General features: G+C 63.8%; 12 protein-coding genes and 1 tRNA gene. 2 read left to right on the forward strand and 11 right to left on the reverse strand.

Features of this window, described 5'->3' with window-relative positions; all coding sequences use genetic code 11:
* Positions 1–170 precede the first annotated feature (170 nt).
* Positions 171–3671, reverse strand: a complete 3501-nt coding sequence (rpoB, locus tag QNO03_RS06175; protein ID WP_229947256.1) for a DNA-directed RNA polymerase subunit beta — start codon at positions 3669–3671, stop codon at positions 171–173.
* A gap of 541 nt (positions 3672–4212) precedes the next feature.
* On the opposite strand from rpoB, the gene QNO03_RS06180 reads away from it, so the two are divergent.
* Complete coding sequence (locus QNO03_RS06180; protein WP_289602536.1) at positions 4213–5442, forward strand: acetyl-CoA C-acetyltransferase; 1230 nt, start codon at positions 4213–4215, stop codon at positions 5440–5442.
* Positions 5443–5558: 116 nt separating this feature from the next.
* On the opposite strand, the gene rplL is transcribed toward QNO03_RS06180, so the two are convergent.
* From rplL to QNO03_RS06220, 8 genes are all read right to left on the reverse strand, one after another.
* Positions 5559–5933, reverse strand: coding sequence for a 50S ribosomal protein L7/L12 (rplL, locus tag QNO03_RS06185; protein ID WP_229947251.1), 375 nt, complete (start codon positions 5931–5933; stop codon positions 5559–5561).
* Between the two features lie 61 nt (positions 5934–5994).
* The gene (gene rplJ, locus QNO03_RS06190; RefSeq protein WP_229947248.1) at positions 5995–6564 is read right to left on the reverse strand and encodes a 50S ribosomal protein L10; all 570 of its coding nucleotides are present in this window, start codon (positions 6562–6564) and stop codon (positions 5995–5997) included.
* 320 nt (positions 6565–6884) lie between these two features.
* The gene (locus QNO03_RS06195) at positions 6885–7958 is read right to left on the reverse strand and encodes a GNAT family N-acetyltransferase (protein WP_289602537.1); all 1074 of its coding nucleotides are present in this window, start codon (positions 7956–7958) and stop codon (positions 6885–6887) included.
* 137 nt (positions 7959–8095) lie between these two features.
* Entirely contained in the window at positions 8096–8803 is a 708-nt protein-coding gene (gene rplA / locus QNO03_RS06200) for a 50S ribosomal protein L1 (protein ID WP_229947245.1), read from the reverse strand.
* 113 nt (positions 8804–8916) lie between these two features.
* On the reverse strand, positions 8917–9348 hold the full coding sequence (gene rplK / locus QNO03_RS06205; protein WP_227918781.1) for a 50S ribosomal protein L11: 432 nt from the start codon (positions 9346–9348) through the stop codon (positions 8917–8919).
* 129 nt (positions 9349–9477) lie between these two features.
* Positions 9478–10254 (reverse strand): transcription termination/antitermination protein NusG, encoded by a 777-nt coding sequence (gene nusG / locus QNO03_RS06210; protein ID WP_289602540.1) that lies wholly within the window; start codon positions 10252–10254, stop codon positions 9478–9480.
* Between the two features lie 97 nt (positions 10255–10351).
* Positions 10352–10633 carry a preprotein translocase subunit SecE gene (gene secE / locus QNO03_RS06215; protein WP_227918785.1) on the reverse strand — a complete coding sequence of 94 codons (282 nt, stop codon included), beginning with the start codon at positions 10631–10633 and terminating at the stop codon, positions 10352–10354.
* An 84-nt stretch (positions 10634–10717) separates the two neighbouring features.
* A tRNA-Trp gene (locus QNO03_RS06220) sits at positions 10718–10790 on the reverse strand.
* A 310-nt stretch (positions 10791–11100) separates the two neighbouring features.
* On the opposite strand from QNO03_RS06220, the gene QNO03_RS06225 reads away from it, so the two are divergent.
* Complete coding sequence (locus tag QNO03_RS06225) at positions 11101–12330, forward strand: pyridoxal phosphate-dependent aminotransferase (RefSeq protein ID WP_229947240.1); 1230 nt, start codon at positions 11101–11103, stop codon at positions 12328–12330.
* Positions 12331–12368: 38 nt separating this feature from the next.
* Here the strand turns inward: QNO03_RS06225 and QNO03_RS06230 are convergent, their stop codons facing one another.
* Together QNO03_RS06230 and QNO03_RS06235 are read right to left on the reverse strand one after the other, a co-directional pair.
* On the reverse strand, positions 12369–13031 hold the full coding sequence (locus QNO03_RS06230) for a LuxR C-terminal-related transcriptional regulator (RefSeq protein WP_229947238.1): 663 nt from the start codon (positions 13029–13031) through the stop codon (positions 12369–12371).
* Positions 13028–14494 (reverse strand): ATP-binding protein, encoded by a 1467-nt coding sequence (locus QNO03_RS06235; protein ID WP_354003881.1) that lies wholly within the window; start codon positions 14492–14494, stop codon positions 13028–13030. The genes QNO03_RS06230 and QNO03_RS06235 overlap by 4 nt, the downstream gene beginning before the upstream one ends.
* Between the last annotated feature and the right edge of the window lie 17 nt (positions 14495–14511).

Here is a 14511-nt window from a genome sequence, read left to right on the forward strand (position 1 = left end):
TCTCTAAATCTGAATGTCTCGGGTGCGGAAAAGATTGAAGGTGACCATCGGGGCCGGCGCCAGCCGGTCCGGGTTAGGCGGCTTTAATATTCCTTGCGAGCTCTGCGAGCTAGGAATTTCGTTGCCGCCGTTCCGGACCGTCCTGGCACCGACCGGGACGGATCTACCAGCTAAACCTCTTCGACGGAGCTGGGCTCTGCACGGGACAGATCGATACCCAGTTCCTCCGCGGCCCGGAAGACTTCTTCATCCGAGTCACGCATTTCAATCGTGTTGCCTTCGGTGGAGAGGACTTCCACATTCAGGCAGAGCGACTGCATTTCCTTGATCAGGACCTTGAACGATTCCGGAACGCCGGGCTCCGGGATGTTCTCGCCCTTGACGATGGCTTCGTAGACCTTCACGCGGCCATGGATGTCATCAGACTTGATCGTGAGCAGTTCCTGCAGCGTGTAGGCGGCGCCGTACGCTTCCAGGGCCCAGACTTCCATCTCACCGAAGCGCTGTCCGCCGAACTGTGCCTTACCACCCAGCGGCTGCTGCGTGATCATGGAGTACGGTCCGGTGGAGCGTGCGTGGATCTTGTCGTCCACCAGGTGGTGCAGCTTCAGGATGTACATGTAGCCGACCGAGATCGGGTCCGGGAACGGCTGGCCGGAGCGGCCGTCGTACATCCGGGCCTTGCCCGAGGCACCGATCAGGCGGTTGCCGTCACGGGTCACGTTGGTGGAGTCGAGCAGGTTGGTGATCTCGTCCTCGCTGGCACCGTCGAACACCGGGGTGGCGACCGTGGTGGGGCCGGTCTCGCGGGGCAGGTTCGGCAGGTCCTTGACCCAGTCCGGCTCACCCTCGATCTTCCAGCCCTGCTTGGCAGCCCAGCCCAGGTGGATTTCCAGGACCTGTCCGACGTTCATTCGGCCCGGAACACCCAGCGGGTTCAGGATGATGTCGACGGGGGTTCCGTCTTCCATGAACGGCATGTCTTCGATCGGGAGGATCTTGGAGATGACGCCCTTGTTGCCGTGGCGGCCGGCCAGCTTGTCGCCGTCCGTGATCTTGCGCTTGTGCGCCACGTAGACGCGGACCAGCTGGTTGACGCCCGGGGGCAGCTCGTCGTCGTTGTCGCGGTCGAAGATACGCACGCCGATGACGGTTCCGGACTCGCCGTGGGGAACCTTCAGGGAGGTGTCGCGGACTTCGCGGCTCTTCTCACCGAAGATTGCGCGCAGCAGGCGCTCTTCCGGGGTCAGTTCCGTTTCACCCTTCGGGGTGACACGGCCAACCAGGATGTCCCCTGCTTCAACCTCGGCACCGATGTGGATGATGCCGCGCTCGTCGAGCTGCGAGAGCACCTCTTCGGAGACGTTGGGGATGTCACGGGTGATTTCCTCGGCACCAAGCTTGGTGTCGCGGGCGTCAACCTCGTGCTCCTCAATGTGGATGGAGGTCAGGACGTCGTCGGAGACCATCCGCTGGGACAGGATGATGGCATCTTCGTAGTTGTGGCCTTCCCATGACATGAATGCCACGAGCAGGTTCTTACCAAGGGCCAGTTCACCCTGGTCCGTTGCGGGACCGTCGGCGATGATGCTGTTGACCTCAACCCGGGCACCTTCGGAAACCAGCACGCGCTGGTTGTAGGCGTTGCCCTGGTTGGAGCGCTCGAACTTCATGATCGGGTAGCTGGTCTCGGTGCCGTCGTCGTTCATGACGGTGACGAGGTCAGCGGAAACCTCGGTGACAACACCGGGCTTCTTGGCGGTCACGGAGTCGCCTGCGTCAACGGCGGTGTACTTCTCCATACCGGTGCCCACCACGGGGCGCTCGGAACGGAGCAGCGGCACAGCCTGGCGCTGCATGTTCGCACCCATGAGGGCACGGTTGGCATCGTCATGCTCGAGGAACGGAATCAGGGCCGTAGCCACCGACACCATCTGGCGCGGGGAGACGTCCATGTACTCGACCTCGTTGGGCTCAACGAGGACGGGCTCACCGGAACCGCCACGGGCACGGACGAGGACGAGGTCCTCGGCGAAGTGCTGGTCGGCCTGCAGCGGAGCGTTTGCCTGGGCAATGGTGCGCTCTACTTCGTCGTCGGCGGTGAGGTAGTCAACCTTGTCGGTGACGACACCCTGCTCGACCTTGCGGTACGGGGTCTCGATGAAGCCGAAGGCGTTGATGCGGCCGTACGAAGCCAGCGAACCGATCAGGCCAATGTTCGGGCCTTCAGGGGTTTCGATGGGGCACATACGTCCGTAGTGGGACGGGTGCACATCTCGTACTTCCATGCCTGCGCGGTCACGGGACAGACCGCCCGGGCCCAGCGCGGACAGGCGGCGCTTGTGCGTCAGGCCGGCCAGCGGGTTGTTCTGGTCCATGAACTGCGAGAGCTGGGAGGTTCCGAAGAACTCCTTGATCGCAGCAACAACGGGACGGATGTTGATTAGGGTCTGCGGCGTGATGGCCTCGACGTCCTGGGTGGTCATCCGTTCGCGGACCACGCGCTCCATACGGGACAGGCCCGTGCGGATCTGGTTTTCGATCAGTTCGCCCACGGCGCGGATGCGGCGGTTGCCGAAGTGGTCGATGTCATCGACCTCGACGCGGATGTCCACGTCGTCGCCGTTGCGCTTGCCCGGAACCGTCTTCTCGCCGGCGTGCAGTGCTACGAGGAACTTGATCATGGCGACGATGTCGTCATTGTTCAGCACGGAGGCATCGGAATCCGTCAGCGGCTTGTCGATGCCCAGCTTGCGGTTGATCTTGTAACGGCCAACCTTGGCCAGGTCGTAGCGCTTCGGGTTGAAGTACAGGTTGTCCAGCAGGGTCTGGGCAGCCTCAACCGTGGGCGGCTCGCCCGGACGGAGCTTGCGGTAGATGTCCAGCAGGGCATCTTCGCGGGTTTCCGTGGGGTCCTTTTCCAGGGTGGCCCGGATGGAGTCGTACTCACCGAAGGTCTCGAGGATCTGGCCTTCGGTCCAGCCGAGTGCCTTGAGGAGCACGGTGACCGACTGCTTGCGCTTGCGGTCCAGGCGGACGCCCACCTGGTCGCGCTTGTCGATTTCAAGTTCAAACCATGCACCGCGGGAAGGAATGATCTTCGCGGTGTAGATGTCCTTGTCACTGGTCTTGTCAGCGGTGCGCTCGAAGTACGCGCCCGGGGAGCGGACCAGCTGGGAAACAACAACACGCTCGGTGCCGTTGATGACGAACGTTCCCTTATCCGTCATGAGGGGGAAGTCGCCCATGAACACGGTCTGCTGCTTGATTTCACCCGTGTTGTTGTTCATGAATTCGGCTTTAACGTACAACGGGGCCGAGTACGTAGCGTCCCGGTCCTTGCACTCCGCCATGGTGTACTTCGGGTCGGCAAACTCCGGCTCCGAGAAGCTCAGGGACATGGTGCCCTGGAAGTCTTCGATCGGGGAGATTTCCTCGAAGATGTCAGCCAGGCCGGAAGTGGTGGCAATACCCTGTTCGCCGGTCTCCCGCGCCTTTTCAACGCGCGCCTTCCAGCGCTCGTTGCCGACGAGCCAGTCGAAGCTGTCTGTCTGCAGGGCAAGAAGATTGGGAACGTCAAGCGGTTCGTGAATCTTTGCGAATGAAATCCGGGAAGCTGCGTTCTCCGGATTAGTAGCGGTTTCGTTATTAGAGGTGCTCGAGGCGACCAAGAGGGATCCTTCCACAGACCTTCAGGCGTGTTTCACGCCTCCTCCCCTGCACGATGCGGACCGAGTCCGTGTGCGTCCCAGTGTCCGGCGTAGGGCACATCCACAGGTTGCGGATACTGCCCGGCACGGAACGAAGCCCACCGCTATATGAAGGCTGAAGGTTAACAGGAGGAAGCAAATATCCACTATAGGGCATTATGGGCAGACAAGTCTAGCCGGTAATTGGACCCTGCTTCGCTCAACCCCTCCGAAAGGACGTCCCGGGTGGGATCCGGATCGACATCCAGCAGTCGGACCCAGTATCGAATTCAGGCCCGGAACCAGGCAATCGAATCCCGGCCTGAGGGGGAGCTACAGGCAACACCGGCGCACCGTTCACGCATCGGATACAGATACCTTACCGCATAAGGGCGGTTCTCCGCTCGTAGTGCGGTGGGCGGGGCCGCAGGCGCCTGTGACGGCGCTCTCCCCCGGCCCTGCGGGTTGGCGTAGCCTTATCCCTGTCTTCAATGACGAATACAACGACGAAAGCGACCCACGAGTGACAAACGCACCCATAAACACCTCCGCCGCCCGCGCAGCCGTTCCCGAAGTGGTCATTGTCGGGGGCGCACGGACGCCCCAGGGACGGTTGAACGGCCAGCTGTCCGCTTTCACGGCTGTCGAGCTTGGAGCCTTTGCCATCAAGGGGGCCCTGGATAAGTCCCGCGTAGCCGCCGCAGATGTCGACGCCGTCATCATGGGGCATGTGGTGCAGGCAGGCTGCGGACAGAATCCCGCCCGGCAGGCTTCCATCAAGGCCGGGATCGGCTGGGAGGTTCCCACCGTCACCGTTAACAAGGTCTGCCTGTCCGGTCTGGCTGCGGTCATCGACGCCGCCCGGCTGATCCGCGGCGGCGAGGCGACCGTGGTGGTGGCCGGCGGCCAGGAATCAATGAGCCGCGGACCGCACCTGCTTCCGGGCTCCCGCCAGGGCTGGAACTACGGGAATATCTCCGCCCTTGATTCGGTGGCCCACGACGGGCTGACCGACGCCTTCGACAACGACTCCATGGGCATTTCCACCGAACGCGGCAACACCAAGCTGGCCATCAAGCGGCTGGAACAGGACGAAGTAGCGGCAGCCTCGCACCAGCGTGCGGCTGCGGCCATGGCGTCGGGCGTCTTCGACGCGGAAATCGTTCCAGTGACGGTACCCCAGCGCCGTGGGGAGCCCGTGGTCCTGACCGAGGACGAGGGTGTGCGGCCCAAGACCACCGTGGAGACCCTGGCGGCTCTGCGGCCTGCCTTTGATACGGACGGAACCATCACTGCCGGCAACTCCTCTCCGTTGTCCGACGGCGCTGCAGCCCTGATCCTCACGACCCGGGAGTATGCCGACGCGAAGGGACTGGAGATCCTCGCCGCAGTCGGCATGCCCGGCCAGGTGGCCGGCCCGGACAACACGCTGCATTCCCAGCCCTCCAACGCACTGTTCGCCGCGCTGGGGCGGGCCGGCTGGAGCACCTCGGACCTGGACTTCATCGAGATCAACGAAGCCTTCGGCGCCGTCGCCGTGCAGTCCCTGAATGAACTTGGTATGGACCTGGAGCAGTGCAACCTCCACGGCGGGGCGATCGCGCTGGGGCACCCCATTGGTGCCTCCGGTGCCCGGCTTGCCCTTACTGCGGCACATGAACTCGCCCGGCGCGGCTCGGGCCGGGCCGGCGTCTCCCTCTGCGGCGGCGGCGGGCAGGGCGAAGCGCTGCTGCTTTACCGCGAAGACGCATAGCAGAGCGCAACGGGGCGCAGCAGGCTTCCCAGCAGGAGCCCGAACACACAAAAGCCCCCGTTCCTTGCGGAACGGGGGCTTTTGTCAGCGTTTTTTATGCTGTGAGGCAGTAAAAACTACTTGACGGTGACGGTGGCGCCGGCAGCTTCGAGAGCTTCCTTGGCCTTGTCAGCGGCTTCCTTGTTGGCGCCTTCGAGGACGGCCTTCGGAGCGCTGTCAACCAGGTCCTTGGCTTCCTTCAGACCCAGGGAAGTCAGGGCACGGACTTCCTTGATCACTGCGATCTTCTTGTCGCCGGCTGCTTCGAGGATGACGTCGAATTCAGTCTTCTCTTCAGCGGCTTCAGCGGCACCGGCAGCGGGGCCGGCAACTGCAACAGCAGCAGCGGTGACGTCGAACGTCTCCTCGAAGAGCTTCACGAAATCGGAGAGCTCGATGATGGACAGTTCCTTGAAAGCTTCAATGAGCTCTTCGTTGGTGAGCTTCGCCATGGTGTGGCGTCCTTCCTATAGTTGGTGCACGCAGGCACCGGAGATTGGTGGAGAAGAGGTTTTACTCTTCGGTGGCTGCTTCTGCTGCCGGAGCTTCTTCTGCAGCGGCCGGAGCCTCTTCTGCAGCCGAGGCAGCGGGGGCGCCGCTTTCCTCTTCGAGCTTCGTGCGCAGTGCATCAGCCGTGCGGGCGAGCATGGACATCGGTGCCTTGAGGACACCGGCGACGCGTGCAAGCTGGAACTCACGGGACTCAAGGGCAGCCAGTGCGGCTACACCGGAGGCATCCAGGGCATTGCCCTCGAAGACACCGGTCTTGATGATGAGCTGCGGGTTGGTCTTGGCAAAATCCGTCAGGCTCTTTGCAGCTGCAACTGCGTCACCCTTGATGAAGGCAATTGCAGTAGGTCCGGCAAGCTGGCCTTCGAACGCGTCGATGCCGGCTTCCTTGGCTGCAATGCCAGTCAGGGTGTTCTTTACGACCGAGTACTTGGTGTCCTGGCCGAGCGAACGACGCAGCTCCTTGAGCTGTGCAACGGTGAGCCCGCGGTATTCGGTTAGGACAGCAGCGGTCGATTCCTTGAAATCGGTAGTGATCTCCTCGACTGCTGACACCTTTGTTGGCGTTGCCATAACCCTCCTTCCGGGGAAATAGTGCCGGTGGATCGGGTCCCGAACATAAAAAACGCCCCGGGCAGATGCACGGGGCTTCACTCTACGGACACACTAAGTTCCGGAGTGCAGTTCGTTCACCTGCGCAGGCCGCCCTATCAAGGGACTTTCGGATGTATCTCCAACCGGGTTCCACACGTGGAGGGCTGAAGGTTCAGCCTTACGGTGGGATTGAATGCACATCGACCGACGGTCTTTGGTAGTTCAAGAGTACGGGAGATTCCGGCGGGGAACAAATCCCGGCGGCGGGGCCTGCACCGGGCAACCCCCGCACGCCCCCGCTACCCCGCGGACAGCTCCTTCTGCCATTCCCCGGAGTACCCAACGGCCCGGAATCCCAGCTGTTCGTTGATCGACAGCATGTAGCGGTTCTCCTCGGCGTTCCAGGTATAGACCCGGCGCGCTTCCGGAATGGCCTGCCGCAGCTGCACCAGGTTCGCGGCCTTGAGGAGCATGCCCAGCCGGTTGCCGCGGTGGCTGCCCAGGACCAGTGTGTCGTCCTGGAAAACCACCGCAGGATTGTTCCGGAAGACCTCCAGGACGGTGTGCCCTGCCAGCTCGCCGGAGGCAACGTGCCGTACCGCCGCAACCAGCACCTCGGCGTCCATGTCGCGGGCCTTCCCTTCCGCCTCACGCACCCGCGCCCCGTCCCACGCTTCTTCCGCCAGGTCCATTCCGCCAAGCGGCGCGTCCGTGCTCATTTTCTGCCGCAGCTGCGCGTAGGCGTCCACCAGGTGATCCGGACACGCCCCCTGCCAGAACAGCAGTTCATAGCCGGCACCCGCGGCCGACGCCGCCTGCTGCAGCGTTGCCTGCCCGGCGTCGTTGTCCGCGAGATCCAGCCGGCTCACCCGGTCCACCAGCTCCAGCCGGAAACCCAGCGCGGCCGCGAAGGCGGCTGCTGCGTCGTCCGGGATGAACGACGCCGGACCGGCTCCGGATACAGCGTCCCCGGCCAGCAGGTGGTCCGTCTCCGCCAGCAGCAGCCGGCGGTTCCCTGCGGCTGCCAGATGTTCGGCGGCCGCATAAAGCCGGGTTCCCACACCACTGCGGCGTGCAGCCGGGGACACCACCACGTTCACGGTTGCGCTGTGGAGGTTATCGGTCAGTGGAGAGTTCATCTGGGCCACTCCCACGATGCTGCCGCCGACCCTGGCAGCCAGGAGTTCGCGGCGCCTCGTTGGAGTGCTGCGGCGGCCGGCAAGCTGCGCCTGCGGCGGACCGTAAAAGTCGTTGTTGCCCCAGAATTCCTGCTGCTGGGCGTTGAGCAGTTCGGCAACGGCCATGAAGTCCGCAGCACCCGGCGCCTCCAGGCTTGAAGGAACTTGCAGGACCTCAATGTCGATGTGTGCCATGGCACACATCCTGCCCGATGACGCGGGGATGCCGAAACGGCGGGTAATCCGCACTCCCCGGAAAACACCAAAGGGCGGCCGCAGCAAAATGCTGCGGCCGCCCTTCGAGGGAAGACTCCCCCGGGTGCTACTGCTGACTAGGCGTCGGCGAGAACCTTGGTGACGCTGGGGTCAACGCTGATGCTCGGGCCGAACGTGGTGGACACGGTCGCCTTGGAGATGTAGCGGCCCTTGGATGCCGACGGCTTGAGGCGAAGGACCTCTTCCAGAGCTGCTGCGTAGTTCTCAGCCAGCTTCTGGGCGTCGAAGGACACCTTGCCGATGATGAAGTGCAGGTTGGAGTGCTTGTCGACGCGGAAGTCGATCTTGCCACCCTTGATGTCCGTGACAGCCTTGGCCACGTTCGGGGTAACCGTACCGGTCTTCGGGTTCGGCATGAGGTTACGCGGGCCGAGCACGCGGCCCAGGCGGCCGACCTTGCCCATCATGTCCGGGGTAGCCACTGCGGCGTCGAAGTCGGTCCAGCCTGCTGCAACCTTTTCGATCATGTCGTCGGAACCAACGAAGTCGGCGCCGGCGGCGATTGCCGCTTCAGCCTTCTCGCCGGTCGCGAAAACGAGGACGCGGGCCGTCTTGCCGGTGCCGTGGGGCAGGTTGACCGTGCCGCGGACCATCTGGTCAGCCTTACGGGGGTCAACGCCCAGGCGGAATGCGACCTCAACGGTTGCGTCGAACTTGGAAGGATTGGTGTCCTTCGCCAGCTCTACAGCCTCGACCGGTGCGTACAGCTTGTCCGCATCGATCTTGGCTGCAGCTGCTTCATATGCTTTGCTGCGCTTTGCCATCTGCTTTTTCTCCTTGTGCAGTTGTGGTCTGTCGGACCGCGCCGGGCCCTGCCACGCGCCGTCGCCCGTCAGGGGCGGCGGCAGTTATGTGAATGTGAAACGAGTACGGGGACTTAGCCCTGTACCGTGATGCCCATCGAACGGGCGGTGCCGGCGATGATCTTGGCAGCTGCCTGGACATCGTTGGCGTTGAGGTCTTCCATCTTCATGGTGGCGATCTCTTCGACCTGGGCCTGAGTCAGGTTGGCAACCTTGGTGGTGTGCGGGGTTGCGGAACCCTTGGCAACACCGGCAGCCTTCTTGATCAGCTGTGCAGCCGGAGGAGTCTTCGTGATGAAGGTGAAGGAACGGTCTTCGTAGACGGTGATTTCCACCGGGATAACGTTGCCGCGCTGGGATTCCGTTGCAGCGTTGTACGCCTTGCAGAATTCCATGATGTTGACACCGTGCTGGCCAAGTGCCGGACCAATCGGAGGAGCCGGGTTGGCGGCACCTGCGTTGATCTGCAGCTTGATGAGGCCGGTGACCTTTTTCTTGGGGGCCATGAAAGGGTCCTTCTCTAAATTATGTTCCCGGGGGACAGGAGCGTCCGTCCGGGGTGGTGGCTGCCATGGCTTGGCGGCCGGACGCTGGCTGCAGGTTAAAGCGGACCTGCGGACAGCGAAATCTAAAAGCTACTGGAGCTTGGTGACCTGACCGAAGCCGAGGGTCACAGGCGTTTCGCGCTCGAAGATGGTCACGAGGACCACCAGCTGCTGCGATTCGGGCTTGATCTCGGAGATCGTGGCCTGGAGCGTTTCGAACGGGCCTTCGTTGACCGTGACGGGCTCGCCGATCTCGAAGTCAACGGCAATGTTCGATGCCTGCTGCTGGGCGGGCTTGCCGGCCTCGGTCTTCGGGGAAACGATGGTGTGCTCGAGCATCGAGTACACCTCGGTCAGGCTCAGCGGAGTCGGGTTGTGCGCATTGCCGACGAAGCCGGTGACGCCGGGAGTGTGCCGGACAACGCCCCAGGACTCGTCGGTGAGGTTCATGCGCACCAGGACGTAGCCGGGGATGCGGACGCGGTTGACGATCTTCCGCGCGGTGTTCTTGATCTCGACGACTTCCTCCATCGGGACCTGGATTTCGAAGATATCCTCTTCCATGTCCAGGGTCTGGATGCGGGTCTCAAGGTTGGACTTCACGCGGTTTTCGTAGCCGGCGTAGGAGTGGATGACGTACCAGTCACCCTCCTGGCGGCGCAGCTTGGCCTTGAAGGCAACAGCCGGATCTTCTTCTTCGGGCTCAGCGTCTTCTGCGGAATCGGCGGCCTCGTCGGCTGCGTTTTCTTCGTCGGCCGATGCATCAACAGCAGCGGGCGCCTCGTCGACGTCGGCTGCGGCCATCTGATCCTCGGTATCCAGATCAGCGTTGTCATTGATCTGTGATTCGAGTTCTTGCTCGGACACGTAGATTCCTGCTTTCTTCTTCAGAGCACTATCGGGTTTGTCACTAGCTCATGGTCTCGGGTTCCCATCCCCAGCGGGCGGAACCTTAGGTCTGTGGCTAGCTTTCGCCGCCGCCCGATCCGAAGATCCACAGCGCGCCCCTGCCGAAGGCAAAGTCGAGAGCCGTGACGATAAGCATCATCACCATCACAAACGCGAGGACAACGAGCGTGTACCTCAGCAGTTCCTTGCGGGTGGGGGTGACCACCTTTTTCAGCTCGGCAATCACCTGGCGCAGGAAGAGAGCGATCCCGGCGAAGAACCCGCGCTTCTTGGGCCCGCTGGAGGGGTGTCCCTTGGAGCTGCTGGCAGCTGTCTCGGTCACCTTCGCCTCACTCATCTGTGTCGGTTCACAATCGCAGCACGCGCTGGGACTGCTCATTCCATGAAGGACTGCTGAGCTGCCGGAAATGACAGTTCTGCGCAGGGCAGACAGGACTCGAACCTGCAACCTGCGGTTTTGGAGACCGCTGCGCTACCAATTGCGCCACTACCCTATGGAGGAAAATTCCCCTACCGCACCATTGTAGCCACAGCGGACGGAAGATTATTTCGCAAATCATTCCGACCGACAGGCGCAAAACAGTGTGGTGAGGTCAACCACCGAAGAACCAGTCTACGCAAACTTTGGCGTCCCGTCGAACCGGTGCCCACCGGCCCTGACGCCGCCCTGACCTGCGGGGCGGATTGGAAGCGCCTAAACTGGGGTACGCCGCCGTCGTCCGGCAGGACAGACCTTCACAGGCCCTGTCAGACCAGGACAGACGAGAGCACGTTAGCCGCCGCCACACACCAGACGGGAATCCCATGTCTTCCACCGGCCGTATTTCAGAGCGCATTGCTTCCATTGCCGAGTCCGCAACACTCGCAGTGGACGCCAAGGCCAAAGCACTCAAGGCCGCAGGACGCCCGGTCATCGGTTTCGGCGCCGGCGAACCGGACTTCCCCACCCCGGACTACATTGTCGAGGCAGCCGTGGAAGCCGCCCGCCAGCCGCGTTTCCACCGGTACTCCCCCGCGGGTGGCCTGCCCGAGCTGAAGCAGGCCATCGCGGCCAAGACCCTGCGTGATTCGGGCTACGCCGTGGATCCCGCCCAGGTCCTGGTGACCAACGGCGGCAAGCAGGCCGTGTACGAATCCTTTGCCACGCTCCTGAACCCGGGCGACGAAGTCCTTGTCCCCACCCCGTACTGGACCACGTACCCGGAGGCTATCCGGCTGGCCGGCGGTGTTCCGGTGGAGGTCTTCGCCGGGCCGGAACAGGGCTACCTGGTCACGGTCGGGCAGCTCGAGGCCGCCCGCACGGAGAGCACCAAGGTGCTGCTGTTCGTCTCGCCGTCCAACCCCACGGGCGCTGTGTACCCGCCGGAGCAGGTGGCGGAGATTGGCCGGTGGGCTGCGGAACACGGGCTCTGGGTCATCACCGATGAGATTTACGAGCACCTGACGTACGACGGCGTGCCGTTCACGTCGATTGCCACGGCCGCGCCGGAGCTCGGCGACAAGGTGGTTGTGCTCAACGGCGTCGCCAAAACCTACGCCATGACCGGCTGGCGGGTGGGCTGGATGATTGCCGCGCCGGACGTCATCAAGGCAGCGACCAACCTGCAGTCACACCTGTCCTCCAACGTGTCCAACGTGTCGCAGATGGCTGCACTGGCTGCCGTTTCGGGACCGCTCACGGCCGTGGATGACATGAAACTGGCCTTCGACCGGCGCCGCCGTGCCATGGTCACTGCCCTGAACTCCATCGACGGCATCGAATGCCCCATGCCCGAAGGTGCGTTCTACGCCTATGCCGATGTCCGGGGACTGCTCGGACGCGAATTCCCGGGCAAGGACGGTCCGGTCCGCCCGCAGACTTCCGCCGAGCTGGCTGCGCTGATCCTGGACACCGTCGAGGTTGCGGTGGTGCCGGGTGAGGCGTTCGGCCCCTCGGGCTACCTCCGTCTGTCCTACGCACTGGGCGACGAAGACCTCGCCACCGGCATGGAGCGGCTGCAGGACTTCCTCGGTAAGGGTGTGCAGGGCTCCTAGCTCCTGGCTCCTGGCCCCTGGCCCCTAGTTCCTAGTTCCTAGAGCAGGCGGCGGTCCGCGGCCCAGCGGGTGAGTTCATGGCGTGAGGAGAGCTGGAGCTTGCGCAGCACCGAGGAAACGTGGGTTTCCACTGTCTTCACCGAGATGAAGAGCTCGCGGGCCACCTCCTTGTAGCTGTAGCCGCGGGCAATCAGCCGCATGACCTCCAGCTCGCGCGCCGAGAGGCGGTCCAGCTCGTCGTCGACCGCCGCCACGCTCACTGTCCCGAAGGCGTCAAGCACGAATCCCGCCAGGCGCGGAGAGAACACCGCGTCGCCGCCAGCCACCCGCAGGACGGCGTCGGAAATTTCCGGCCCGGAGATGGTCTTGGTGACGTACCCCCGGGCACCGGCCCGGATCACGGTGACGACGTCTTCGGCGGCATCCGAGACGCTCAACGCCAGGAACCGGGTTGCCCCGAGCAGTCCTGCGCACCCTGCCAGCACCTCTGCGCCCCCGCCTCCGTTGCCGCCCGGCAGGTGGACGTCGAGTAGGACGACGGCGGGCCGCCGCGCAGTAATCGCCGCGACTGCCGTTTCCACGCTGTCCGCTTCCGCGACGACGTTGATCCGGGCATCCAGGTCCGCGCGCAGTCCGGAACGGAAAATGGCATGGTCATCGACCACGACGACGTCGATGGGCGCCAAGGGGGCAGCCGTCATTGTGCTTGTGCTCCGTTTCTCGATGCGGCAGTGCCCGGCAGGGATTCCCCATGGACTGCGCCGGTGGCTGCCGCGGCACCGGTTTTTTCGGTGGCATGGGTTTCTGCTGTGGGGCTTCCTGCTGTGGAGTTTACTGCTGTGGCGCCCGTTGCCGGCGTGCCGTTATGGCTTGCTGCCGTGCCGTTGCGGCCGGGTCCCGCGGAGCTTTCGCCGTACCCGTTGTCGGCACCCTTGAGCACCGGCAGGACCAGCCGGACCTCGGTGCCGTCCGCGGTGCTGCGGATGGCGGCATTTCCCCCGGCACGCTGCATGCGCCCGATGATCGATCCCCTCACCCCAATCCGGTCCGGCGGCACTGCGTCCAGATCGAATCCGGAACCACGGTCCCGCACAAAGACTTCCAGCTGCTCGGGCCTGCATTCGACGTAGACCGAAACCGTGCCGCCGGCATGCTGGGCTGCGTTCAGCACTGCCGCTCTGGTGGCCGAGGCGAGGGCTTCCGTCCGCTCGTCCAACTCAGCGTCCGAGACGGCCACCAGCTCAATCGGGTGCCCATAGGCGTCCTCAATTTCAGCAGCGATCCGGCGCAGGCATTCCACCAGATGGTCTTCCGCGCGTGCACGGTCGGAGTACAGCCACTGCCGCAGTTCCCGTTCCTGCGCCCGGGCCAGCCGGATCACGTCCTGCTCGGAACCTGCACGTTTCTGGATCAGGGCCAGGGTCTGCAGAACGGAATCATGCAGGTGTGCGGCAATTTCCGCGCGTTCAGTCTGCCGGATCCGTCCCGATCTCTCGGCCTCCAGATCCCGCCAGTGCTTCACCGCCCAGGGGGTAAACACCAGCGCCACACCGGCCAGCACGGCACCCGAGGCCAGCAGCCCGGAGACCAGAATGTCCCAGCTCACCGCACCGGAGACCACCACGAGCACCCCGGCGACTACGAGCAGCAGGCCTGCCGCCACACGGATCAGGCCGGAGGTACGGTCCGCGCCCGCACTGTTCACCAACCCGGCGCGACGGCCGGCGTCGAGCTGGCTCCATGCCAGCACCGCACCGCAGGCAATCGCGGCGATCGGAAGGAACAGTCCCCAGTTCAGCTCGGCTCCCAGCCGCTGGGCAATGAATGCTGCAGCCACCAGCAGCAGCACCAGGCCCGCCGCTATCTCCCGCTGGCCGGCCTTTCCCAGCGCCCGGGCGGGGGTTGTCCCTTCCCGGAGCTGCCGCGCGTAGTTTTCGGCGATGCTGCGGGGGTTCGCCTGGACCTGCTCCTTCTTTTCCTGCTCTTCCTGCGTGGGGACCAGGATCCACAACCAGCCATAGAGTACGAGCCCGCTGCCGGCGCCAAGCACCAGCGCGGCCATGACTATCCGGGTCAGCTTCACGGGCCAGCCGAGGTGCGCGGCCAATCCGGCGCAGACGCCTGCAATCATCCGGTCGCGGGGACGCACCAAGGGTTCTCTCATGGACCTATCCAAACACG

The sequence above is a fragment of the Arthrobacter sp. zg-Y877 genome (genome assembly GCF_030373105.1).
Lineage (GTDB): Bacteria > Actinomycetota > Actinomycetes > Actinomycetales > Micrococcaceae > Arthrobacter_B.